Genomic DNA, 22,713 nt, shown 5'->3' with positions numbered 1-22,713 from the left:
CTCCTCTTCGAAAGATGTGGGCCGCGATGGCGACCGATGCTGCACAGATGCGGCCACGTCCAATCGATTCAAGACAGGCGCGTGCGTTCGACGCCGCATCCCGCGCGCGCCGCTGCCGGCCCGGGCGGCCGGGCAGTCCGCGCTGGGCAACGCGTGCGGTGCGGGTTCGACAATGCACCGCGGCGTGACGCGATGGCGCCGACGACTCGCTTGGCATGGTCCGCCGGCAGGCGCATAATTGAGAACAATTATCATTCACCAGAGCCGGGCGCCCGGCATGATTGTTCGCCGATGCAGGCTTCGCACCCTCTGCTGGACACGCTTTACCGGGACCACCAGCCCTGGCTGCAGCGCTGGCTGAGCGGACGGGTGGGCTGCCGCGAGACCGCCGCCGACCTGGCCCAGGACACCTTCGCCCGGATCATGGCCCGCGACCTCGCCGGCCTGCACGAGCCACGCGCGTTCCTGACCACGGTGGCCAAGGGCCTGATGGCCCACTGGTTCCGCCGACAGTCGCTGGAGCGCGCCTACCTGGACAGCCTGGCCGCCGCCCCCGAACCGGTCCTGCCCTCGCTGGAACAGCAGGCGATCGTGCGCGAGGCGCTGCAGCTGATCGACGCGATGCTCGACGGGCTGCCATCGCAGGCACGCACGGTGTTCCTGCTGTCCCAGTTCGATGGCCTGGGCTACGCGCAGATCGCCGGCCAGCTGGGCATCTCGCTGAGTACGGTCAAGCGGCACATGAAGCGCGCCTTCGTCGGCTGCCTCGCGCATGCGCCCTGAACCGGCCGGTGACCGCCCGCTGGATCCGCACGCGCTGGAACAGGCCGCGGACTGGCTGGTCCGGCTGGGCGGGCACGACGCCAGCGATGCCGACCATGCCGCCTGCGCCCGCTGGCGCGCGCAGGACCCCGAGCACGCGCGCGCCTGGGAACGTGCCGAGCGCCTGCGTGGGCTGCTGGCCAGCGTCCCGGCCGCGATCGCAGGGCCGGTACTCGGCCGGCCGGCCTCGCCGTCGCGCCGCGCGGCGATGCGCAGCTTGGCCGGCGCCTTCGCCCTCGCACCCGGTGGCTGGCTGCTGTGGTCGCTGTGGGAGCGTGCGCACTGGGACGCGCAGTGGCGCACCGCCACCGGCGAGCGCCGGCCGCTGCGACTGGACGACGGCAGCCAGGTCGAGCTGGATACCGCCACCGCACTGGATGCGGCCTTCAGCCCGCGGCAGCGCCTGCTGCGCCTGCGCGAGGGCCAGATCCTGATCGACACCGCCCCCGATCCGCAGCGCCCCGCACGGCCGTTCCGGGTGGTCAGCCCGCACGGCCGGATGCAGGCGCTCGGCACGCGCTTCAACGTCCGGGTCGACGCCGACCGCACCGTGCTGGCGGTGCTGGAGGGGGCGGTCCGGACCGAACCGGCCGGACAGCCGAGCACGGCGATCCGCGTCGATGCCGGCCAGCAACTGGCGTTCTCCGCCAGCAGCGCCAGTGCGGACGTACACGCGCTCGATCCCGCGGCCACCGCCTGGACCGGCGGCATGCTCGCCGTCGACGCCTGGCCGCTGTCGGCGGTGCTGGCCGAACTGGGCCGCTACCGGCCCGGCGTCCTGCGCTGCACACCCGCCGTCGCCCGGCTGCGCGTCTCCGGCGCGTTTCCCCTGGACGACATCGACCGCAGCCTGGCGATGCTGATGGCCACTTACCCCATCGCCATCGAGCAGCGCGCCGGCGGCTGGTGGACCACGGTGCATGCGCGGGCCGCAGGATCCTGACGCCCACCACCCCGTTCGCGTCCAGCCAGGCAGGGCGAGGCGGTGTGACGCCATGGCCGGCGATGGCCGGTCGCGGGGCGGTGACACTTTTTCCGATCTCGCGTGGCAAGGCAGATGAACCCCTTCCACCCAAGACCCCGATGCCCCGACTCCAGCCCCCTGTCCGCGCCAGCCTGCTGGCCCTCGCCCTGGCCGCCGCCCCGCTGCCGGCCCTCGCCGATACGACGGCCGCATCGTCCGCGACCGAGATCCAGCTGCCTGCCGGCCCGCTCGGCCGCTCGCTCGGCACCTTCGCCAGCCAGCGCGGCATCGCGCTGTCCTTCGACCCTGCCCTGACCAGCGGCCTGCGCGCACCGGCGCTGCGCGGCCGCCATGGCAACCGCGACGGACTGGAACACCTGCTCGCAGGCTCCGGCCTGCGTCTGGTCGAACGCGCCGATGGCAGCTACGGGCTGGAGAGGCCGCCGGTCGCCGAGGAAGGCGTGATCGCGCTGAGCCCACTGAAGATCGGAGGACAGCGCACGTTTCCCTACTCGGAAGGCATCGTCCTGGAGCAGGACTACATCGAGCAGACGAACAAGGGCAACGGCGACATCGCCACCCTGCTGCGGATCAATCCGGCGGTCCAGTTCGCGGACACCGCGCAGACCTCACGCAACATGGGCGAGATCAGGCCGACCGATTTCAGCATCAATGGCGCCCCGTTCTACCAGAACCTGTTCCTGCTCGACGGCGTCGGCTTCAACAACGACATCGACCCCGGCAACAGCATCTACAGAAGGGGGACCGTGATTCCGAGCCACTTTTCCGATGTCCCAAGCCAGTCCCAGGGCATTGCGCTGGATACCGACCTGCTGGAGAGCCTGACCGTCTACGACAGCAACGTGCCTGCCTCGTATGGCGGCTTCAGCGGCGGTGTGGTGGATGCGAAGAGCCGCAAGGCCGGCGACGCGTTCGGAGGCAAGATCTCGTTCCGCATCGCGCGCTCGGCTTGGGACGAGATCATCGTCCCCGAGGGGCAGGAACGCAGTTTCGAGGAATCGGCCACCTATGCGTATCAGCCGCGGTACGACAAGTCCCGGCTTGGTGCCCGCCTGGAGGGACGCACCAGCGGCGGCATCGGCATGATCGCCAGCGTGGCCCGTACGCGCTCGGAGATTCCACTCCGCGGCTACACCGCCGGCAATGTCAGCGACACCGGACAGAACCAGAAGATCCAGACGCGTGAGAACACCTCCGCCAGCCTGGCCATCGACTGGGCCGGCGAATCGTTCGAACTCGGGGCGAACATCACCTACGCCCCCACCGACGACCGCTACTTCATCCAGAACAACGAGAACGCCTGGTACGACCTGAAATCGGGAGGACCGGTGGTCGGCCTGCGGGCCGCGTTCGAGCGCGGCGCCTGGACCTTCCGCAACACCGTGAGCTACAGCAATGTGGAAAGTTCACGGCGCGGCGAGGCCGAATACTTCAGGAACTGGAGGAAATCCGAGCAGTTCGACTGGGGTATCGGCACCGGCAGCACAGCCAGCAGCATCGAAGGAAGCTGGGGCGATGTCGATCAGCACGACCGCAAGCTCGGCCTGCGTGCGACCGCGGACCGCGACACACTCGAGTGGGGCGGCACGCGTCACAACCTCCAGTTCGGCCTGGCGTGGCAGAGCCGCAAGGCCAACTACGCGCGGGTCAGCGACCACTACAACTATCAGCAGCCCACCCCGACGACGAGTTGCACGCTCACGGACGGGAGCGTCGACAGCGAAAGCTGCTCGCTCTCGCCGGTCCTGGCCACGGGGCTTGGCCAGTACTTCAGCCGGCTGTTCTTCTATCGTGCCGGCGAGTTCAGCGTGCGCGGCGATGAATGGAGCACATGGGTCCAGGACGACATCCGTGCAGGCGACTGGAGCGTCCGTCCGGGCCTGCGCCTGGATGGCGACGACATCTGGGGGGAGACGACGGTCTCGCCGCGACTGGCGGTGTCGTGGAACATCCTTGGAAAGGACGATTCGGTACTGACCGCCGGCGTCAACCGCTACTACGCGCGCAACTTCTTCAGCTATCTCCTGCGCGAAGGACGCGAGCGGTTGCGTGTCACCAAGGACAGAACCGGCAGCGACGTCTCGTGGGACACCGTGGAAGGCGTCATCAGCGCATCGACCAACCGCATCAGGGACGTGGACATCCCGCACACCGACGAATGGACGGTCGGCCTCGACCAGCGCTGGGCCGGCCTCGACTTCACCCTCAAGTACGTCAATCGCGAGAACCGCGACGAGGTTCTGCGCCAGCAGGTCCCAAGCCAGGACGCTGACGGCGTGTACTCCACCCGTGTCTACGAGTACGTGAACACTGGCCGCAGCAGCAGCGACGTGTACACGCTGACCATCGGGCTGCAGGAACCGTTGCGCTGGCGGAGCTCCGTCACCCAGATGCAGTTCGCATTCGATTACACCGATGTGCGCCGCAACTACACCACGTACGAGTCCAGCTGGGACGAGGATCTCGGCAATGAACTGGTGAAGTATCGAGGGCATCTGGCCTGGCTTTACGATCTTCCCGCAGGCGACTACAACCGCCCGTGGACTGCCCGGCTCTCGACGCAGACGCGCATCGCCGTCGGGCGTGGCGAGCTGATGTGGAGCAACTTCCTGCGCTACCGGGCAGGGTATCGGGATGTCGTGCTCGATGGCGCCGAGGAGCACGAGGGCGTGACCATCGATGTCTATGCGGACCGCGACAACCCCAGGAGCCTGACCTGGGACGGGGTGCTGGAGTACACGCTGGATCTTCCACGTGACCAGCAGACCTACATCCGCGTGGAAGCGACCAACCTGACCAACCGCAGCAACAGGATCCAGGGTACCGGCACGTCGGCCACGTACTACGAGCCCGGCCGCAGCTACTGGCTGGAAATGGGATACCGCTTCTGAGATGGCCCGCAGGAGTCCACCCCATGGCAAGCGCACGCCGGCGTCATCGGCGTGCGCAGCACCCGCCCGGACCACGCCCGGCGCCGCATCGACGGCGCATGCAGCCGGCATGGCTGCCGCCCGCCTGCTGCGCTACGGCTGGCTCCCGCTGCTCGCCCTGCTGCCGGTCCTGGGCGCCGCCTCGTTGGGGGCGGCGCCGGGGGCCGTGCCTGCGGAGACCGCCGAAGACGCGCAGATCGCCGCCTGCCGGGCACGCATCGCGGTCAGCGCGCCATCGATCGACCAGGCCTGCCTGCGCAGGATCTATGCGCTGCCGATCTCCGAGTGGCCCAGGCCGCACATTTCCGAAGGTGCCGTCTGGAGCGAGCTCGCACCCCTGCCCGAAAAGCCGCCGGAGCCGGCGGACAATCCGGGCACACCGGAGAAGATCGCGCTGGGCCGCAGGTTGTTCGAGGATCCACGGCTGTCTGCGTCCGGCCAGATCGCCTGTGCGAACTGCCACGACCGCCAGCTGGGCTGGGGCGATGGACGCAGCGTGCCGTTCGGCCACGACCGCGCACCCGGCACCCGCAATGCGATGAGTGTGGGGATGAGCGCGTATGCGTCGCCGCTGTTCTGGGATGGCCGCGCGGCCACGCTGGAGGAGCAGGCGCTGCACCCGATCGAGGACATGCGCGAGATGGCGTTCACGCTGAAGCAGCTGGAACGCCGGCTCAACCGCAGCGACGACTATCCCGCCGAGTTCGCCCGGGTCTTCGGCGACCGCCGGATCACCTCGCAGCGGGTCGGCCAGGCGCTGGCCGCGTTCCAGCGCACGCTGGTGCCACGTTTCAACCGCTTCGACCGTTTTCTGGAAGGCAGGCGCGACCTGCTCAGCGACCGCCAGCTGTGGGGCCTGCACCTGTTCCGCACGCATGCCGGCTGCATGAACTGCCACAGTGGCGCCGCGCTGACCGACAACGGCTTCCACAATCTCGGCCTGCACTTCTACGGCCGTGCGCGCGAGGACCTGGGCCGCTACAAGGTCACCGGGGATCCCGCGGACGTCGGCCGCTTCCGTACGCCATCGCTGCGCAATGTCCGCAACACCGGCCCGTGGATGCACACCGGCGGCTTCATGGACCTGCGTGGGGTGGTCAATCTCTACAACGTCGGCATGCCGCGCCCGAAGCCGCGCGCCCACGAAGTGGACGACCCGCTGTTCCCGAAGACCGACCCGTTGCTGCAGCCGCTGGACCTGCACCGCACGGAGCTGGAGGCGATCACCGAGTTCCTGCAGACGCTGTGAGCCCACCCCATTCCGTCTTTCCGCTGCATGCACGCGACAAGGACGTTCGATGACAAGGGCAGCCGCCATCCATCGCCCTGTTGCCGCTGGCGCAGGCGGGTGCCAGCCACGCGCAGATCCAGATCCGCGGGTGTTCCGCTACCGTCGTGGAAGGCAGTGCGGCGTCCACGCCCGGACACGACAGGCGACGCCGGATGCTGCAGCGCCTGGCCGACATGCCATCCGTCCGCACCGCTGGGCAGGGGGATCGCAGCTGCCTGCGCACGCCGTCCACAGCCATGCTCTCCCGGCCGCACCCCGTCCAACGACGACGGCCACGTGCCTGCACGTGGCCGTCGTGTCGCGTCCTGCGGTCAGAACACGTAGTTGGCGCTCAGCAGGACGCCGCGCGGCGCGCCGGGCATGCTGGTCGAACGCCAGTACTCGGTGTCCGTGAGGTTGGTGACCGCCAGGGTGACGGTCCACGGCATCGCGCGCCAGCCGACCGAGGCGTCCCAGCGGGTGTAGCCGGCACGCTCGCTGGTGTTGGCGGCGTTGTTGTAGATCGGCCCCCGGTAGGTCACGCCGACTTCGCCGTACCACGGGCCTTCCGGCGCGTAGCGCAGGAACAGGTTGCCGGTGCGGCGTGCCACGCCCTGCTTGTACAGGCCTTCATTGGCGGGCGTGCTCTTGTCCTCGACTACCTTGGCCTCGAGCAGGCCCAGGCCGCCACGCACGTATAGGTGCTCGACCAGCCTGCCGGTCACGCTGGCCTCGACGCCGCGCGAGCGCTCGCTGCCACGCACCGCCCAGGTGAACGGGTCGTTCTCCGGGTCGGGGCGGTAGCGGATGTTGTACAGCTCCAGCTCGTAGACCGAGAACTGGGTGGACAGGCGCCCGTCCAGCCAGTCGCTCTTGACGCCGGTCTCGTACTGGCGCGAGTACTGCGGCTCCTCGTCGTACACGGCGGTGCTGGAGACATCCACGCTCATCAGGCCACGACCGCCGTACGGCGCGAAGTTCTTGCTGTACGAGGCGTACACGCTGTGCGCCTGCGAGGGCTGCCAGATCACGCCCACGCGCGGGCTGACGGTGGTGCCGTCGTAGCTGCGCTGCAGGCCGCTGATGCGGTTGAGCGTGCGGAAGTCGAACCGGTCCAGGCGCAGGCCGGCCAGCACCTTCCACTGCTCGGACAGGCCGATCAGGTCCTGCAGGTACAGCGCCTGTGCATCGGCGCGGTGGCGGTTGGAGGTGCGTGCGGTACCGCGCGGCGTCTTCGGCTCGGTCCACACCGGGTTGTAGGGATCGATGCCGTAGGGATAGAGCAGGCCCGGGTCGGAGGTCTGGGCCGAGGTGGACAGGTCGGGATTGCGCTCCTCGCGGCTGTACTCGACGCCGACCAGCAGATCGTGGGTGACCACACCGGTGACCAGGCGGCCGGCCACGTCCACCGTGCTGCTCAGGGTGGTGTTGGTGGTTTCCTGCCAGGCGCGGGTGAAGGTCATCAGGCCCGGCGTCGTGCAGCGGCGGCCGTTGCTGAGCAGGGTGCCGTCGGGCCGGCAGTAACTGCCGGCGTAGAGATGATCGAAGTCCTGGCTGGACTCGTTCCATGCCGAGGTCCACTTCACCGACCAGTCCTCGTTGAACTGGTAGCCCAGCACCGAACGCACGCTGGTCATCTCGTCCTCGATGAAGTCGTCCGGGTGCGCGTAGGCAGTGCGGATCGACACGCCGGCAGGCAGCGCATCGAACGCGGGTGCGCGGTCGGGGCGCCGCCAGACGTTGTCGTAGGTCACCTGGCCGAGCCAGGTCAGGCCGCTGCCGTTGTCGAACAGCAGGCTCGGCGAGACCATGCGGTTGCGGTTGGCGATGCCGCGGCGGAAGCTGTCGGCTTCCTCGTAATCGGCGGTCAGGCGCACCGCGATGGTCGGACTGAGCACCTGGTTCACGTCGACGGTCGCGCCGCGGTTGTCCCAGGAGCCGGCACGCAGGTTGACGCTGCTGACCGCATCGAAGCTGGCCTGCTTGCTGATCAGGTTGACCACGCCGCCGCCGAGCCCGCGCCCATACAGCACCGAGGCCGGGCCCTTGACGATCTCGATGCGCTCGACGTTGGCGGTGCTGCGCCGGATCTGGCCGGCGTTGCGGATCCCGTCGCGGTAGATGTCGTTGGAGTCGGCGGCGAAACCGCGGATGGTGATGCCGTCGCCACGGGTGTCGTAGGCGGTGTCCACGCCCGGCGTGCCGTCCAGCAGCACGCTGAGATCGTTGAGGCCGTAGACCTTGGACTTGCTCATGTCCAGCGTGTTGATGGTCTGCGGCACGTCACGCGGGTCCATCGCCACCTTGGTCGCGGTGGACACGGTCTTCTGGCGGGCATCGTCGCGGTCGAGCGCGTCGGCGGTGACTTCGACGGTGCTCAGCGTGCTGGCATCGCCGGCCTGCTGCTGGGCCGATGCGGGGCTCGCGGCCAGCGCGGCGCACAGGGCGCCCACGCTGAAGGACAGGCGGCTCGGGATGAGCGCCTTGCGGTGAGGGATGAACACGAACGGACTCTCCTGGGGATGAAGGTGGCGGCGATCCGCGCACCACGCCACCGCATTCTAATGAAAATGATTCTCATTTTGAATCAGCGCCAGTGTGATCGGCCTGGCCTCCCCTGCCGCCGGAACCGGCCGGATGCGCCCCGGGGCCGCGACGCATCGGAGGAACGGCCGCTCCCCGTTGCAGCAGAACGCGATCCACGCGCCACGCAACAACCAGCACCGACGGTCATCCTTCAAGCGCGCGGGCGTCACCGACACGGCCGCACGGACGGGGCAAGCAAGCCCGGCGCCTGACGGCGACCGACGCCAGGACGTCGGTCGCCTGCGTCATCCTCAATGGCGCCAGGTCACCGCCATCCGCACGATCCGGCCCGGCGCGGGCATCACGCCCAGCGCCAGCGGGTCCAGGTAGTACTGGTCGCGGACGTTGTCGACGTTGAGGTCCACCGACAGCTGTCCGCTGACCCGCCAGGTCGCGAATAGGTCGTACACGGTCGCCGGACGGTACAGCTGCTGGATCGCCGACAGGCCCACGTTCCAGCGGTCGTCCAGTTCGCTGATCGGACCGGAGTTGTGCACGGCGCGCGCGCCGATAGTGAAGCGCCGGTCGAACAGGTGCGTGCCCAGGGTCAGGTTGGCGTTGAAGCGCGGCGGGTTCTGGGTATTGGTGTACGCGCCCTCGAAACCGCCATCGACGCAGTCCGGCGTGTGCTTCAGCGCCTCGATGTTGCGCGCGATGCCGTAGGCGCGGCGCTCGGCGGCGATGTCCGGTGCGCAGGTCCTGGCCTCGAAGTAGTAGTGCGCCGACAGGTCGCCGAACACGTGCTCACTGTCGTAGCTGGCCTGCAGCTCGAGGCCGGACACCTTGAACCGGTCGACATTGCGGATCAGGCCGGCCGACAGCGTGCGGTAGTCGCGGGTGATCAGGTCGTCGACGCGGGTGTTGAAGTAGGCCAGCTTCAGCGCCGCGCTGTCGCCGGCGGCGAACAGGTCGCGCTGCACCGTGCTGGCGCCCGCTTCCCAGGTGCCGGCGCGTTCGGGCTTGAGGCCGTCGGTCGGGCGCGCGGCGGTGAACAGGCCCAGCGTGGTCTCGAACAGGCTGGGCAGCTTCGCGCCTTCGGCGTACTTCACGTACACCAGGGTGTCGTGGTTGAACCGGTAAGCGACGCTGGCGGTGGGCATGAACGCGCTGTCGCTGCGCCGGATCGGGTCGGACCAGGTCCAGGCGGTCGGCACGATCAGGTCTTCCGCCGCATCGGCGTCGTAGAAGTTCCAGCCGCCCAGGTCGGCCACCGTGCCCTGCTTGTACGGGGAGGCCAGCAGCGAGGCCTGGGTGAACTGCCCGTTCGCATCCGGATACCAGTTCAGCAGCGCGATGCGGGTGGCCCGCCACGACGGCAGGGTCGGATCGCCATTGAGCAGCTCGGTGTAGCGGTACTGGCCGATCACGCTTTCTTCGGCCACGGTCGCCAGGCGGTTGCGGTCGCGCACCTTGACCCGGTTGTAGCGGCCGCCGAGCAGCAGTTCCCAGTGTTCGTCCGGCGCCCACTTCGCGGAGAACACCGCGCTGTACTCCTGCCGTTCGGCATCGCGCAGGAAACGGTTGTTGACCAGGTCGTCGTGCTTGCGCGGCGAGTGCGGGCCGGGCGCCACGTCCTCGTCGCTGAAGGACAGGCCGTAGTCGAAGGTGAGCACGCCGGCACCGGTGAACAGCTGCGAGGTGTTGCCCACGTCCAGGCCGAGCCGCTGCTGCGCCAGCTCGTTGCGGTAGGCGGCCTTGTAGCCCGGATCGGTGTTGAAGGTCGGGCCGTCGTACCACTCGGTGCGCCGGTCGAAGTACCACGGAGTGATGCCGGTCAGGCCGTTGTACATCAGGCTGACCGAATCGGTGTAGCTGGCATTGGCCTTCAGGTCGAGCAGGTCGCTGTCGGGATTGAAGCGGTAGCGCACGGTGTAGGCATCCAGATCCACACGGCCCGGATCCCATTGCGGCACGACATCGCGGTTCACCCGGATGATCTGCGAGGCCATGATCTCGCCGGCCGTCCCGTCGTAGCGGCGGTAGCCGGCTTCCAGCGTCTGCTTGTCGTCGATGCGCCAGGTGCCCTTGAGCAGCACCGATTCGGATTCGGACGAGGTGTTGGTGACCTCGGTGTTCGGCGGATTCAGCGTGGCCAGCACGCGCCGGCCCTGCGGGAAGTCCTCATGGCCGCGCTTGCCGGAGAAGTAGTTGCCGGTGTTGCGCCAGGCATAGGCGAGCAGGCCATCGAAGCGCTCGCCGCGATGGGCGAGCGCGAGATTGCCGAACTGGCCGCCCGGGTGGGTGAGGTTGTCGCGGTCGGTGCGCGGCAGGTCGCTGTAGGCAGGCAGCCCACGCGCGGTGCCGTCGGACAGGCCGGCGCGCAGGCGGAAGCCGCTGGTCTGGCCGTCGCGCAGCACGTCGTCGACCTTCAGCGTTTCCATCGTCACCACGCCGCCGATGCCGCCGGAGGCGTTCACCGCCAGGCTCGGGCCCTTGCTGATCGCGATGCTCGAGATCAGGTCCGGGTCGAGATAGCTGCGCTGCGACTGGCCCGCGTAGCCGCGGTAGGTGTCCATCGTCGACTGGCCGCCGTCGATGATCACCGGCACCCGGCTCTGGCCCTGGATGCCGCGGATGTTCACGTCCAGCGCGTTGGCGGTGCGCGGATCGCCGGCGGTGACGCCGGCCACGCCCTTGACGATGTCGGCGGTGGAGGTGCCGCGGAAGCGCTCGATGGTCTCCTGCGGGATGTAGGCGCTGGAGCCGGCGCTCCGATAGACATCGAGCGCGGCGTCCATCCCGACCGCGCCACCGGACGCCGTCCGGCGTTCGCCCGCCACGCTCAGCGCATCGGTGACGATCAGGCCGGCGTCATCGCCCGCAGCGCGCTCCAGCGTCATCGCGGTGGGACCGGTCGGGCGTGCCACCAGGCCGCTGCCCTGCAGCAGCCGGGTCAGCGCGGTCCGGGTATCGAACTCGCCCGACACCGGTGCCGAGCGCTGGTCCCTGGCCAGGTCGGCGGCGTAGGCCACCTGCACGCCGGACTGGCGCATGTACTGGCGCAGCGCGTCGGCCAGCGGCTGGGCCGGGATGTCGAAGCGCTGCGCGGCGACGCGCGCGCCCGGCTCCTGGGCCAGGGCTGGAACGGCGGGAGCGAGCGCGAGCAGGCCGGTGGCCAGCAGTGCCGCATGCAGGCGGGACGGGCGCAGGCGCGGGCCGGCGCGGAAGAAGGGGGACATGGCAGTTCCTGTTGTCGAAGCCGCGATGCAGCGGCGGAGGTTCGACCTACGTGGCGAAGGGCGGGTACGGTCGCCGATGAGACGTACAGCGATGCGCGTTCCCCAAGACCGGATGTGCGGTCGCGCTCAGTCCGCGGGCTGGCGGCGCACGAGGGCCACGCCGAACGGCAGCCGCGTGACCACCAGGCCGCTGCCGGCGGCCAGCGCGTCCAGTGCGGCTTCCGGATGGTCGGTCCGCAGCGCGGCATTGACGCTGGGCAGCGCCGAAAGATCGCCCTGCACGACGATGCGCCCGGCGCGATAGGGCTGCAGCCGGGCGATCGCCTCGTCCACCGGCACCGCATCGAGCAGCAGTTCCCCGTGCCGCCAGGCGGCGATGTCCTCGGCGCGGCGGTCGGGCAGCCGCTGCAGCGCTCCGCCGTCGTGCCAGCCGGCGCCCTGCCCGGTCGCCAGATAGGTCCAGGGCCGGCCCGGTGTGGACGCGGCGCGGATCCGGCCATGCTCGACCGCCGTCTCGACCCGGCCAGCGGCGCGGGCGACGACGAACGCGGTCGCGATGTCCTCGACCACACCGTCGCCGACGCTCACCCGGAACGGCGCCGCCTGCCCGGGCACGACCTCGAACCAGGCGCGCCCGCGCAGCAGCTCCACCCGACGTTGGCCTGCGTCGAAATGCAGCGCGATCGCGCTGTCGGCATCCAGCACCGCGCGGCTGCCGTCGGGCAGTTGCAGATGCGCGATCGTGTTGCCGCTGCGGTGGTCGGCGCGCAGCTGCAGCAGCAGTCCGGGCATGGCCGCCACGCAGGCGAGCACGGCCACCGCGGCGGCGGCCAGCAGGGCGGTCCGCCTGCGTCGCCGCGGGCGCCCCGCTGCCGGCGCCGGACCCAGGCTGCGCCAGAGCACGCGCTCGCGTTCGAACGCCAGGCGATGCCCGGGCTGCGCCAGCCAGCGTTCGAATGCCTGCATGCCGGCGTCGTCCAGCGTTCCCGAGGCGAGCGCCAGCACCCAGTCGCGCGCCTGGCCGGCGTGGTCGTCCATGTCGAGGTCGGGGTGCGGGCGCATCAGGCTGGCGGGCGTCGATGGAGCGAACGGGAAGGCGCGACTATGCAGGTGACGAACGAGGACCGGCCATCCCCAACCCGATCGCGCTCATCGCGGCGCGCGCGCCCATGCCAGGCGCTGCAGCGCCTGCCGCAGATGGTTCTCCACCGTGGTGACCGACACGCCCATGCGCCGGGCGACCTCGGGCTGGGTCAGGCCCTGCAGGCGATTGAGCCGGAACATGGTGCGGGTCGGCTCGGGCAGGTGGCCGGCCGCGTCGAGCACGCGCTCCAGTTCGTCGCGCGCCATCACCTGCTCTTCGGTCGACAGCACCTCGTCGGGCCCCCACAGGTAGTGCTCGGCCAGCAGGCGGCTGCGGCGGGTCTTCTCGCGGCCGTGGTCGGTGGCCAGGTTGCTGGCCAGCCGGTACAGATAGGCGCGGGGGTTGTCGATGCCCTGCTCGCCGGCGACACCGCGCACGCGCAGCCAGATCGACTGGATCACGTCCTCGGCGCCGGCGTCGCCGCCGAGGATGCCGCGCACCAGGCGCAGCAGGGCGGGACGCTCGCGGATCAGCAGTTCGGTCAGGACGATGGCATTGGATGGCATGGCACGGGCGCCGCGCCGGGGGAGCGCCGCGCATCTGCGGGGACAGGCCGGACAGTATAACGATTGATGAGAACTGATCGCATTCTCATCGAGGGACTCGACGTTCCCTGGCGCTCAGTCGTCGATGAACCGGTCCGCGTGCGCCGGGTCCGGCAGCCTGCAGGCTGGCCGCCGGCCGAACCAGCGGTACCGGTTGCGCGCCACCTGCCGGTACAGCGCATCGCGCCAGGCGCGCGGCAGCAGCCATCCCGCCGCCGCGGCCTTCCAGGGGCCGCCCAGCCGCACCAGCAGGCGCAGGATCGCCTCGCTGTCGGTGTGCGCCCCCTGTGCGTCGAGCAGCAGGAACGAGGCGGGATCGTCCGGGTCGAGTCCATGGCCGGCCAGCAGCCGGCGCCCGGCCGGCGACTGCATCGCGGCGAAGCGGAACCGGCCGCGCCGGTCGCGGCGGAGCAGGAAATCGACCCAGCCATTGCACAGCACGCAGACGCCATCGAACACGACGATGGCGCCGGCGTCGGCCGATGGCTCAGTCCGGCGCATGGCCGGCAGGCTCGAGCCAGCCCGCGTAGCGGATCACGCACCCGGCCACGGGCAGCGCCGCACGCACCTCGAACCGGTAGCGTCCGTCCTCCTCGTATTCCCGGCACTGCACGCCGGCGAACAGACGCGCCGGCAACGGCAGGATCCCGAGCAGGCGCACGCGGGCGACGTTCCAGTAGATCGCGCCGTCGGCGGTGTGCAGCATGAAACGGAAGAACAGCGGCCCCAGGCGTTCGCACAGGTGCTTGTCGCGGCAGCGCAGGCGGCTGGTCATCGGGTGGCCGTCGAAGCTGCGCTGCCAGGTCTCGCGCTTCTCGTCGGCGCTGAAACGCACCGTCAACGGTGCATCGCGCATCGCCGGCGGCAACCGGGCGACCCAGCCGCACAGCCGTGCCAGCGGGTTGCGACCGCGCTCCACGTCGACCCGGCCGGCATACGCGCCCTGACCACGGATCGAATGCAGCGCACGCAACGTGTCCGGCAGGTTGAAGAACGGCGCACGCAGCACCTGCTGGAACACGGTTGGAAACATGCGGCACGCGGGAGTGGGCGGGCGACAGGATAGCGCCTGCCCTGCTTCTGCGCTGCCCTGCCCTGCCGCCGCATGGCCCGCCTGGCGGCACACCACGGCGCCCTACTCGGCCAGCACGTGCGGTGTCGGCGCCGGGCGCTGGCGCTCCAGCGCCGTGCGGTCGGTCAGCAGCAGCCGCGCCTGCGAGCGCCAGCCACCGATGAAGACATCGGCCCGGCCGTCGCCGTCCAGGTCGCCCTGGGCCATGCTCCAGCTGCGGCCGACGGTGTCGCGCGGCACCACCTGCAGGGTCACGTCCTCGAACCGGCCCTGCCCGTCGTTGCGCCAGGCGCGTACCTGCAGCGGCACGAAGCCGGGCACCTGGATCGCACTGACCAGGATGTCGGGCGCGCCGTCGCCATCGAAGTCGACGATGCTGCCACCCCAGCTGGAGAAGCGATGCGCCGGCAGGCGCGTGGCGGTCTCGTCGCGGAAGCGGCCCTGGCCGTCGTTGCGCAGCAGGCGCGTCTGCGGATCCTTGTCCCAGTCGCCGTTGTTGCTGGTCAGGTTGAAGAACAGGATGTCCAGGTGCCCGTCGCCATCGGCGTCGAACACGTGCACCTCGCGCGTTTCCAGCGGGGTAGCCAAGTCCAGCCGCTCGCTGGCATCGCGGAAGCGGCCCCGGCCGTCGTTGATCAGCAGCCGGTTCGGCGGCGACTGGTTGGCGATCACCATGTCCAGGTCGCCGTCGCCATCGATGTCGGCCAGCGCGATGCCCTGGGTGTGGTCGTCGGTGCGCGGCAGATGGGTGTCGCTGGCATCGATGAAGTGGCCTGGCCGCTGCGGGTCGTTGAGCCACAGCAGGTTGCGCGCCGGGCCGTCCTTGCCCTCGGGCGTGCTGCCGACCACGATGTCCGGCAGGCCGTCGCCGTCGACGTCGCCCACCGCCAGGCCATTGCCCTGGCTGCCACCGGGCAGGCGCGCGCTCATGTCGGTGAAGCCGCCCTTGCCATCGCCGAAGTACAGCGCGTGCACTTCGTCGGCCTCGGTCACGAACACCACGTCCATGTGGCCGTCGCCATTGAAGTCGGCGGCACGCACATGCTCGTTGTCGCGCGGCGTGGCGTCGAACACGCCCGGCTGCCAGCGCAGGCGGCCGCCGCCCTCATTGAGATACAGCGCATTCGGCCCGTGCTCGACCGCGACCACCACGTCGAGGTCGCCATCGCCGTCCACGTCGATCATCACCGCATCGACGGCATGCATCGCCGGGCCATGCGGCACGTGGCTGGTGGTCACGTCGACATACGGCGCGGGCGTGGTCTGCGCGGCCACCGGCGCGGACAGGACAGCCAGCACGGCGGCGGCGGCGGCGGTGACGGACAGGCGGTGCGGCATCGGAACTCCTCGACGGCATGACGGATGCTGCTGTCTACCATCGCCGCGGTCGTGCCGGGGTGACCACGCCCGCCTGTCCGCGCCACAATGACGCCATGGATGCGCCCTCGCCCTGGTATCTGTACCTGCTGCTGTGCCGCAACGGCAGCTATTACGCCGGCATCACCAACGACCTGGACGCGCGCTACCGCGCGCACGAACGCGGCACCGGCGCACGCTACACCCGCGCCAACCCACCGCTGCAACTGCTCGGCAGCCGTGTCTATCCGGACCGGGCCAGCGCCTCGCGCGCCGAATGGACGATCAAGCAGCTCCCGCGCGATCGCAAGCTGGACTTCCTGCTGGCAGATGCGCCGGCCGACCCCACCGTCGGCGGCTGAGCACCGGCGACGCGAGTGGGGCCGCGCACCAGGAAAGGTCGGCATTGCCTGCATCGCCATGCATCAAAGCTGTCGCATGATGACGTTCTTCCACTCGCCGCACCTTCCCGACGATCCATGTCCACCAACGACGCCCGTCCGCATCCGCTGTTCGCACTGTGCGAAGCGGCCATCGGCCACCCGCACACCAGCCCGCAGGTGCAGGCCGTCATCGAAGCGCTGCCAGGCGCGCCTGCCAGAAGCACCTTGCCGCGCGGCGAGCGGCATTACCTCGCCTGGCATGCCGAGGGCGTGCAGCTGGTCATCGGCGACGGAGCGCTCGCACAGGCATCGTTCCACCTGCGGCCGAGCGCACCGTATGCGGCATTCTCCGGCCCGCTGATCGGCCCGCTCGCGGCCGGCAGCGATCTTGCGCTGGCGGCCAGCGTGCTCGGAGCGCCCAACGCCCGCGACGACGGCCTCGATGAGCATGGCAGGCAGCGCCTGCCGGCCTGGCTCCGCTACCGGCGCGGCCCGCATGTGCTGCACGTGGAAGCCGAAGACGGGCGGCAGCTGTCGCTGGTGGCGCTGGTCGATTCCTGACCGGCAACGGCGCGACAGCGGGACCCGCCAGCGGTCAGCCCTGCGCCAGCGCGGCGCGCAGAGCACGCAGCTGCTGTTTCACCGCGGCACGCTGCTCGGGCGAAAGCCGCAGCAGCGCCTTGTGTCCGACCGACAGCGATTCCAGCGACGGATCGACGAAACGCAGCTTGCCGAACGGGTCCGGCGCCACCTCCAGCGGCCCTGCGGGCTCGGGCGCCTGCAGCAGATGGTCGATCACCTGCACGAGCCGGTCGTTGAAGTAGGCATCCGGCCGCCCCAGCTCCGCATAGGACTGCTGGAACAGCGGATAGAAGCGGCGATACAGCGCAGACATCCGGGCCGCATCGGCCTGGGTGAACGCGGCCACATACGGCGCGTAACGCCCGGCATTTCCCGCGACATCGACGACCTGCACCTCGCCTTCGTCGAGGGTGGCGAACGGCCCCGGCACCACCCGCAACGCCAGCGTCTGCGGGGTGACGCGCGGTTCGGTCAGATTGTCGACCATCACCACCAGCCGCTGCACCAGGTGCTCGCGCAGCACGATGCCCAGCACCGACGGATCGGCCACCAGGTCGGAGAGCGCTTCCCACGCCGTCGCGTCGCTGTCGGCCAGTGCGGGAATCGCGGCGTCGGCGGCCGCGGCGTCCGGCTCGATGGGATGCTGGATGCCCGGCGGATCGTCCGGCACGCTCGGATCGCCCGCCGCCACCGGCGAAGACCCCGCATCCTGCGTAGACGGCAATGCCGCGATCGCCTCCTGCCGTGGCGCCTCCTGCGGCCGCAGTAGCCACCAGCCGGCACCTGCGATCGCAACCACCACCAGCACCCACGGCCAGCGCGCCTGCCTGGTCTTCGGCGTCTGCATGTTCACCCCACACGTTCAACGGACATGCGAGGTCTGACCATCCCATCCCACGCAGGTTCCGCGGCGCGGCCACTGGCTTCATCCGTCATTCGACGCAGGCACGCGCATCCATGCCTCCGGTGAGGCGTTTCAACGATGCCCCCCCAACTACCCTGTCGCCATCGACCCCGCAGTTGCTCCAGCACTGATGGATGACTGCGCATTTCGCTCTCAACACTTTTCTTCGTTGTTGCTGTTGCGGTTGCTGTTGCTGTGATTCTCTTCGGCTTTTTTTGGGGCACGCTTGCTTTGCCTTTTCCTTCTGCCTTTGCCCCTTGCCTTCGGCTTTGGCTTTGGCTTTGGTTTTGGCTCTGGCTCTGGCTCTGGCTCTGGCTTCAGATGTCGACCCACCCGAGCCGTAAAGCGAGCCGAGCATCGCAGCGGCGATGGGGGCGAAGAGGCCCACGTGTCTGAGCGCAGCGAGTTGTGGGCCGTCCCGAAAAGGGGATGAATCCTCCATCGACGCGAGAAGCGCAGGGAACCGGTCGGCGCAGCCGACCGGATCGCGTTCTACGGACCCCCTTTTCGGGGCAGGCGACGGCGGTTCTGCTTGCCTTTGACAGGACAAAAGTAAGCCGCGCACCAGCGCGGAAGCTGTCGCCCTCAATCCGTGGCCTGGCTTTGGCCGTTGCCGTTGCCCTCGCCCTCAGACCCCCGCGTCAGTCCCGGCAACCACCCACCCTCCACACATCGGACATACCGCACACCGAACAACGGAACAGCCGGCCCAGAACCGGACCGGCTGCCGCATGCACCCTATCAGCCGCAGCGCACACATCGCCGCAGCAACGACCGCACAGCCCGCATCATCCCCGCACGACCGGCTCCTCCGCCCGCTGCAGCGACAACAGCCCCAGCAGCACCGCCAGCACCGCATACGCCGCCGCGAACTGCCACGCGATCACCGCACGCAGGCCCTCCAGCGTCCACGGCAGATAGATGCCGCCACGCGGATCGACCGAATGGATGAAGCCGAACAGGGTCAGCACGCCGGCGATCAGCAGCACGCCCGCGGCGCGGCGCGGCCGCTGCTCGATCAGATCGACCAGCGCCGCGCTCCACAGCATCGCGGTGATGATGAAGCCGTTGCCCAGGGTGAAGATCGTCGCCAGGTCCGGCAGCCCGTGGCTGTCGATGCCGTTGTACAGCGCGGCGAACGTCTCCGGCGCGACCAGCGCCGGATTTCCCAGCTTGATCACCAGCAGGTAGGCCACGGCCGGCAGGAACGCCAGCGCCACCGCCGGCGCATGCCTGCGCGGCGTTTCGTGGAAGGCCTGCAGGGTGATGTCCATGCCGACGTAGACGATGATCGGCGCCAGCACCGCCACCGGCAGCCACTGCACCAGACCCGACACGTAGCCGAAGATGCCGCCCAGGCCGATGAACAGGCCGGTCAGCAGCGTGTAGCCGCTGCGCGCACCCATGTGCTTGTAGGCCGGCTGGCCGATGTACGGCGTGGTCTGGGCGACGCCGCCGCAGACGCCGGCGACCAGCGTCGACACCGCTTCGGCCAGCAGCACGTCGCGGGTGCGGTAGTCGTCGCCGGCGGCACGCGCGCTCTCGGCCACGTTGATGCCGCCGACCACCATCAGCAGGCCGAACGGCAGCAGCAGCGGCAGATACGGCACGGTGTCGGCCAGGCCGTCGACGAAGCCCAGCGTCGGCAACGGCAGCACGAAGCGCAGCGGCTGCGCCTCCGGCACGGTGAAGCCCGGCAGGCCCAGCCCGGCCAGGCCCAGCCCGTAGTACAGCGCGGTGCCGATCAGGAAGGCGACGAACACGCCCGGCAGACGCAGCGGCAGCCGGCCCTTGCCGACCAGCACGTACAGCAGCACACCGAACGTGGCCAGGCCGACCACCGGATTGCGCAGCGTCTCGATCAGCGGCAGGAAGCCCAGCAGCGCCAGCGCCGCGCCCCCGATGGAGCCCAGCAGCGCCGCACGCGGCAGCACCCGGGTGATCCAGTCGCCGGCGAAGGACAGCACCAGCTTCAGCAGGCCCATCACCACCAGCGCCGCCATGCCCAGCTGCCAGGTCGCCAGCGCGGCCGCCTGTTCGTCCAGGCCGGCCTGCCTGTAGGCGATGAAGGCCGGGCCCAGCACCAGCAGCGCCATGCCGATGCTGGTCGGCGCATCCAGGCCCAGCGGCATCGCGGTGACATCGTCGCGCCCGCTGCGCTGCGCCAGCCGGCGCGCCATCACCGTGTAGATCAGGTTGCCGACCAGCACGCCCAGCGCGGTGCCGGGAAACATCTTCTGGAACACCACATCGGCCGGGAACTGGAAGATCCCGATCAGTGCGGCGGCGATGAAGCCGAGGATCGACAGGTTGTCGACCACGAGGCCGAAGAAACCGTTCAGATCGCCCGGGACGAACCAGGACGGACGGCGCTGCTGCGGGACCTGCGACATCGGATTTCCAGAAGAAGGGGGTAGGAGCGGCCGCAGCCGCGACCGTCATCGATCAGCGGCCGGCGAACCGCCGATGTTGACTGGCGGCTGCGCCGACCGCGTGGCCCGCATGGCGGCTGCGGGAGCGGGCAAGCCGGCAATCCTCCGCCATCGGATGCATCAATGCATCGTCGGGCGTGGTGGTCGCGGCCCCCCGAAAAGGGGGTGCAAGCAAAGCCCGCTCCCGCGAGGACACCACGCTCAGAAGCGGGTGCGGAACTCCACGCCCCAGGTGCGCGGCTCGTTGATGAAGCCGGTGAGGTTGTTGAAGTCGATCGCGCCGACGATGCGGGTCTGGTCGGTGATGTTGCGACCGAACAGCGCGACCTCGCGATCGCCATGGCCCCACGAATAGCCGACCCGCAGGCCGCCTTCCAGCGTGGACCTGCCACGGAACTCGGCCGATTCGTACAGGAAGAAGTTGACCTCGCTGCGGTAGGCCCAGTCGGTCAGCACGTACAGTTCGCTGCCCTCGCCCAGCGTGAACGCATAGCGCGCGCTCAGGTTGTGCACCCACTCCGGCGCCTGCGGCAGCGGGTTGCCGTCGATCAGCGCACGGCCCGAACCATCGCGCGGATCGGTCACGGTGCAGGCCGCGCACGGCGCCACCGCCAGCGTACCGTCCTGGATCTCGGTGTCGTTGTAGCTGCTGCCCAGGGTGACCAGCAGGTTGTCGGTCAGGTAGGCCTCCAGGTCCAGTTCGAAGCCCTGGCCGACGCTGCGGTCGGCATTGAGCAGGGTCGCGATGTTGCTGCTGCCACCGACCGCGATGATCTGCTGGTCGTCGACGGTGTAGCGGAACACGTTGAAGCCCAGGCGTGCGCGGCGGTCCCACAGGTCGGCCTTGACGCCGACCTCATAGGAGATCACCTCTTCCGAATCGGCGGTGGACACGCCGCCGTTGGGCGCGGTCGGATCGGCGAACAGCAGCCGGCCCTGCACCGACGGCGCACGGAAACCCTTCGCCACGCGGCCATACAGGTTGACCGTGTCGCTGAGCGCATAGACCGCGCTCAGGTCCCAGCTGACGTCGTCGACGTCGGTGGACACCAGGTAAGGCCCGCCGACCGGCGCACCGAACGGCGCGGCCTCCAGCACGCTGGCCGAGAAATCCTTCTTGTCCTGCGTGTAGCGCAGGCCGGCGCGCAGCTTCAGCTTGTCGCTGACCGCGTACTCGCCGGAACCGAACACCGCCCAGGCGGTGTTCTCCTGCTGCTGCACGGCGCGGCCGGCCAGCGGATTGCCGGGCGCCAGCGAGTCGTAGTTGAAGCTGTCGATGGTGATTTCTTCGCGGTACCAGAACAGGCCGGCCTGCCAGTTGAACGGGCCGTCCAGCGCCGATTCCAGGCGGAATTCCTGGCTGATCTGCTTGTGGTCGGGCAGGCCGTCGGCCGACTCGGAGGCGAACGGAATCACCCCTGGGCCGGAAACGGGCAGGAACACCGCACCGTAGCCACCATCGATGTCGCCGCGGTTCAGCGATTCGGCGGTCTCGTAGCCGGTGATCGAGTGCAGGCTCAGGTCGCCGAAATCCCAGCGCAGGCGCGCGCTCGCGCCCCAGGTGTCGAGCCAGGAGAAGTTCTGGCCGTCGACGGCCACCTTGTCCTTGTCGAAGCCGGGCACGAAGTCGTTGGTCCCGGGCTGGATGATGTTGGCCCGGAACAGCCGCGCGGTGCCGTTGAGGTGGCGCTTGTGCAGGTTCAGCAGCGCCTCGAAATCGTCGCCCTCGTACAGGAACTGCAGGCGCGCGGCGGACTCGTCGTAACCCTCGAACCCGTCGCTGCTGCCGGCCGCGTAGGTGTTGTCGACCCAGTCGTCGCGGCGCTGGTACAGCGCGGACACGCGGGCCGACCAGCGCGCGCTCAACGCACCGCCGACCGCGCCTTCGAAGGTGGTCAGGTCGTCGCTGCCGTAGCCGATCTGCGCATAGCCGCCGAATTCCTGCGACGGCCGCACCGAATCGAACTTGACCACACCAGCCGGGGTGTTGCGGCCGAACAGCGTGCCCTGCGGGCCGCGCAGCACTTCAACACGTTCCAGATCGAACAGCGGGAAGCCCTTCAGCAGCGGGCTTTCCTGGACCACGTCGTCGTACACCAGCGACACCGGCTGCGAGGCGTTGAGGTCGAAGTCGGTGTTGCCCAGGCCGCGGATGTAGAAGCGCGGGAACGCGCGGCCGTAGGACGACTCGATGTTCAGGCTGGGCACGCGCGCGGACAGGAAGCGGATGTCGGCGCCGCCAGAGCCGTACACGTCCAGCTTCTCGGCATCGATGCTGGTCAGCGAGACCGGCACGTCGCGGATGTTCTCGACCTTGCGCTGCGCGGTGACCTGCACCGCGTCCAGGGTGGCGGCGTCCTGTGCGAACGACAGCGACGGGGTGACGGCGGCGGCAAGCAGTGCGGTGGCGAGAACGGAACGGCGCGGCAGGCGGACGCGGATCGGTCGGCTCATGGCGGTGGGGCCTCGGTGGTGGGGGTCACGGGGATGTCACGATGATGCAATGCAGCGAACGGCGGAAGT

General features: G+C 69.6%; 16 protein-coding genes. 6 read left to right on the top strand and 10 right to left on the bottom strand.

Features of this window, described 5'->3' with window-relative positions; all coding sequences use genetic code 11:
• Nucleotides 1-291 precede the first annotated feature (291 nt).
• The 4 genes from IB242_RS01310 (at nt 292) to IB242_RS01295 (ending at nt 5,986) form a co-directional block, all read left to right on the top strand.
• Nucleotides 292-783: a sigma-70 family RNA polymerase sigma factor gene (locus IB242_RS01310; protein ID WP_192275394.1), complete on the top strand. Its 492-nt coding sequence runs from the start codon at nt 292-294 to the stop codon at nt 781-783.
• Entirely contained in the window at nt 773-1,765 is a 993-nt protein-coding gene (locus tag IB242_RS01305) for a FecR domain-containing protein (protein WP_192275393.1), read from the top strand. Before IB242_RS01310 ends, IB242_RS01305 begins: the two co-directional genes overlap by 11 nt.
• 140 nt (nt 1,766-1,905) lie before the next feature.
• The gene (locus IB242_RS01300) at nt 1,906-4,698 is read left to right on the top strand and encodes a TonB-dependent receptor (protein WP_192275392.1); all 2,793 of its coding nucleotides are present in this window, start codon (nt 1,906-1,908) and stop codon (nt 4,696-4,698) included.
• Nucleotides 4,699-4,807: 109 nt separating this feature from the next.
• A complete protein-coding gene (locus IB242_RS01295; protein ID WP_192275391.1) occupies nt 4,808-5,986 on the top strand; it encodes a cytochrome c peroxidase in 1,179 nt (392 codons plus the stop codon).
• 353 nt (nt 5,987-6,339) lie between these two features.
• Here IB242_RS01295 and IB242_RS01290 read toward each other — a convergent pair whose 3' ends face one another.
• The 7 genes from IB242_RS01290 to IB242_RS01260 all read right to left on the bottom strand — a co-directional run bounded on the left by IB242_RS01290 (nt 6,340) and on the right by IB242_RS01260 (nt 15,871).
• On the bottom strand, nt 6,340-8,511 hold the full coding sequence (locus tag IB242_RS01290; RefSeq protein WP_192275390.1) for a TonB-dependent siderophore receptor: 2,172 nt from the start codon (nt 8,509-8,511) through the stop codon (nt 6,340-6,342).
• A 333-nt stretch (nt 8,512-8,844) separates the two neighbouring features.
• Nucleotides 8,845-11,772 (bottom strand): TonB-dependent receptor, encoded by a 2,928-nt coding sequence (locus IB242_RS01285; RefSeq protein ID WP_192275389.1) that lies wholly within the window; start codon nt 11,770-11,772, stop codon nt 8,845-8,847.
• 126 nt (nt 11,773-11,898) lie between these two features.
• Complete coding sequence (locus IB242_RS01280) at nt 11,899-12,834, bottom strand: FecR domain-containing protein (RefSeq protein ID WP_192275388.1); 936 nt, start codon at nt 12,832-12,834, stop codon at nt 11,899-11,901.
• A gap of 87 nt (nt 12,835-12,921) precedes the next feature.
• A complete protein-coding gene (locus IB242_RS01275) occupies nt 12,922-13,422 on the bottom strand; it encodes a sigma-70 family RNA polymerase sigma factor (protein ID WP_192275387.1) in 501 nt (166 codons plus the stop codon).
• A gap of 114 nt (nt 13,423-13,536) precedes the next feature.
• Entirely contained in the window at nt 13,537-13,962 is a 426-nt protein-coding gene (locus tag IB242_RS01270) for a DCC1-like thiol-disulfide oxidoreductase family protein (RefSeq protein WP_192275386.1), read from the bottom strand.
• Complete coding sequence (locus IB242_RS01265; RefSeq protein WP_192275385.1) at nt 13,949-14,494, bottom strand: DUF4166 domain-containing protein; 546 nt, start codon at nt 14,492-14,494, stop codon at nt 13,949-13,951. The genes IB242_RS01270 and IB242_RS01265 overlap by 14 nt, the downstream gene beginning before the upstream one ends.
• A 102-nt stretch (nt 14,495-14,596) precedes the next feature.
• On the bottom strand, nt 14,597-15,871 hold the full coding sequence (locus tag IB242_RS01260) for a VCBS repeat-containing protein (protein WP_192275384.1): 1,275 nt from the start codon (nt 15,869-15,871) through the stop codon (nt 14,597-14,599).
• A 95-nt stretch (nt 15,872-15,966) separates the two neighbouring features.
• Between IB242_RS01260 and IB242_RS01255 the strand changes: the two genes are divergently transcribed.
• Both IB242_RS01255 and IB242_RS01250 read left to right on the top strand, forming a co-directional pair.
• Nucleotides 15,967-16,251, top strand: coding sequence for a GIY-YIG nuclease family protein (locus IB242_RS01255; protein ID WP_192275383.1), 285 nt, complete (start codon nt 15,967-15,969; stop codon nt 16,249-16,251).
• A gap of 117 nt (nt 16,252-16,368) precedes the next feature.
• Nucleotides 16,369-16,833 carry a hypothetical protein gene (locus IB242_RS01250; protein ID WP_192275382.1) on the top strand — a complete coding sequence of 155 codons (465 nt, stop codon included), beginning with the start codon at nt 16,369-16,371 and terminating at the stop codon, nt 16,831-16,833.
• A gap of 34 nt (nt 16,834-16,867) precedes the next feature.
• Here IB242_RS01250 and IB242_RS01245 read toward each other — a convergent pair whose 3' ends face one another.
• From IB242_RS01245 to IB242_RS01235, 3 genes are all read right to left on the bottom strand, one after another.
• Complete coding sequence (locus IB242_RS01245) at nt 16,868-17,701, bottom strand: DUF3014 domain-containing protein (RefSeq protein WP_192275381.1); 834 nt, start codon at nt 17,699-17,701, stop codon at nt 16,868-16,870.
• 845 nt (nt 17,702-18,546) lie between these two features.
• Nucleotides 18,547-20,151: a hypothetical protein gene (locus tag IB242_RS01240; protein ID WP_192275380.1), complete on the bottom strand. Its 1,605-nt coding sequence runs from the start codon at nt 20,149-20,151 to the stop codon at nt 18,547-18,549.
• 240 nt (nt 20,152-20,391) lie between these two features.
• The gene (locus IB242_RS01235) at nt 20,392-22,644 is read right to left on the bottom strand and encodes a TonB-dependent receptor (RefSeq protein ID WP_192275379.1); all 2,253 of its coding nucleotides are present in this window, start codon (nt 22,642-22,644) and stop codon (nt 20,392-20,394) included.
• Nucleotides 22,645-22,713: the final 69 nt, after the last annotated feature.

The sequence above is a fragment of the Xanthomonas sp. XNM01 genome, from assembly GCF_014851915.1.
GTDB lineage: Bacteria > Pseudomonadota > Gammaproteobacteria > Xanthomonadales > Xanthomonadaceae > Pseudoxanthomonas.
Note: the sequence above shows the minus strand (reverse complement) of the source record. Positions and strands in the feature narration are given on the sequence as shown.